Below are 2,299 nucleotides of genomic sequence, written 5' to 3' on the forward strand. Positions count from 1 at the left end.
TGCAAAAAAAGTGTTAATACATGACAGAGAACTCTACGCAACATTTAGAAAACATCAAATACGATTTAGTAAGATTTATACAGATGAAAATGTAAGCGTTGGTTTAAGAAGATTATTTGAGGGAAGATAGATGCAAAATACGCAACATACAACAATACCTCTGCACGATATAAAGCCACTTTTAGAGATACAAGACTACTCTTTTTATTACTTTTTAGCAATAGTTACAGTAGTAATAGTTTTACTTCTTGGCATTCTCTATTTGGCATATCGATGGATTAGAAATAGAAAAAAATTTAATATTAGAGCAGAACATTATAAATTATTGAGACAAGTAAATTATAAAAATCCTAAAAAAGCAGCGTATGAAATTACGCACTATGGTAAAACTTTTGAAAATGATAGCGAGCGTCATAAAAGAGCGTATGAAAATATGCTTGAGCGCCTTGAGCAATATAAATATAAAAAAGATGTAAAAGATTTTGATAGCGATACTATTCACTATATTGAACTCTTTGAAGGAATGATTGATGTTTAATGGAATCTATTTTGAATTTCCAATACTATTTTTACTCATCTTTTTATTTGTAGCATGTGCCATTTTTTGTAAAATGAAAATGCCATCTATATATTTTCCACATACTACAACATTTATGCAAAATACGGCATCTGCATCAAAGCTCCTCTTTTTTTTAAAATGGACTGCTATTGCGATGCTAATAGTTGCATTGATGTCTCCTGTAAAAGATGAACCGTATCAGCTTAAACCCAAACATGGGCATGAAATAGCGTTGATTTTAGATTCGTCTGGCTCTATGAATGAGAGGGGTTTTGACCCTGCAAATTTGGCAGCAACTAAATTTGATGTAGTCAAATCAGTAGTAAAAGATTTTATAAAAAAACGAAAAAATGATAATTTGGGCTTAGTTGTTTTTGGAACATACTCTTTTGTAGCATCTCCATTAACTTACGATAGAAATATACTTTCACGCATAGTTTCACAGTTACAAGTTGGAATGGCTGGGCAATATACGGCTCTGTATGAAGCTTTAGCACAAGGTGTAAATTTACTAAAAATGAGTAAATCAAAATCAAAAGTAGCGATTTTACTTACAGATGGGTATTCTACTGTGGGTGCAGATAAAATTCCTCTTGATGTAGCCTTGGAGATGGCGAAGAAAGAGGGTGTTAAAGTTTACCCTATTGGAATAGGTTCTCCAAACGGATACAACCGTGCTGTGCTTATGAAGATAGCAAAAGAGACGGGTGGTGTCGCTTTTGGTGCATCAAACGCAACACAACTACAAGAGATATATAAGAAAATAAATAAGTTAGAGAAAGTAGAAATAAAGAATGAGACATTTTCATATTTACACTATTTTTATTTTTATCCACTCTTTATTGGGCTTATTTCACTTTTGTTGTATGTCTATTTAAGAAATAGAAGAGGAGCACAGAGATGACATTTTTACATCCAGAATTTTTATACTATATGTTGCCTATTGTTGTCATACTTTTTGGACTTTTGCTCACACAAAAAGAGTCTCAAGCAAACTTTTTTTCAGCTGAGGTTATAAAGAAATTAAGCGTCTCATCAAATACGCTTACTCTCAAAGTGAGAAATGTACTCTTTTTTATTATATCGGTATTGATTATAGTTGCACTTGCAGAGCCTGTTATTAAAGATGGAAAAGTGGAAGTAAAAGAGAAGAGTGCAGATATTATGATAGCTTTAGATATTTCCGATTCAATGTTAGCGACGGATGTCTATCCAAACCGTCTTAAACTAGCAAAACAAAAAGCTTTAGAGTTCTTGCATCTAGCACCAAATGAAAGAATAGGAGTTATTGCGTTTGCAAAAAACTCTTATCTTGTTTCACCTCTTAGTTTTGACCATGATGCAGTAAAATTTTTACTCTCAAAACTTGATACTACATCCATAACAGAGCAGGGTACAAATATAATGTCAATGCTACAGGTTGTAAGTAAAAGTGTAAAAAATGATGCTAAAAAATACATACTGCTTTTCAGTGATGGTGGCGATAGTCATAATTACTCTAAAGAGATAGCCTATGCAAAAGAGAAAGGAATTGTAGTTTTTGTGCTTGGCATGGGAACAAAGCAGGGTGCACCAATAAAAATGAAAAATGGTGAATTTATTAAACAAAATGGTAAAATAATCATCTCTAAACTGAATGAAAATATTGCTAATCTAGCAATAAAAACAGGTGGTGTCTATATTACCAATGTCAATTCAGATAAGGATGTAAAAGCAATGCTTAAAGAGATAGAAGGAAGT

3 protein-coding genes are annotated in these 2,299 nt (G+C 32.3%); all 3 read left to right on the forward strand.

The features are described from left to right. Positions 1-130: 130 nt before the first annotated feature. Positions 131-538 carry a hypothetical protein gene (locus tag MVY38_RS08900; RefSeq protein WP_297485365.1) on the forward strand — a complete coding sequence of 136 codons (408 nt, stop codon included), beginning with the start codon at positions 131-133 and terminating at the stop codon, positions 536-538. Then, on the forward strand, positions 531-1,463 hold the full coding sequence (locus MVY38_RS08905; protein WP_297485367.1) for a VWA domain-containing protein: 933 nt from the start codon (positions 531-533) through the stop codon (positions 1,461-1,463). Before MVY38_RS08900 ends, MVY38_RS08905 begins: the two co-directional genes overlap by 8 nt. After that, on the forward strand, positions 1,460-2,299 hold an 840-nt coding region (locus tag MVY38_RS08910; protein ID WP_297485369.1), incomplete at its 3' end, for a VWA domain-containing protein. The genes MVY38_RS08905 and MVY38_RS08910, both read left to right, overlap by 4 nt.

It is taken from the genome of Sulfurimonas sp. (assembly GCF_027056685.1).
Taxonomy (GTDB): Bacteria; Campylobacterota; Campylobacteria; order Campylobacterales; family Sulfurimonadaceae; genus Sulfurimonas.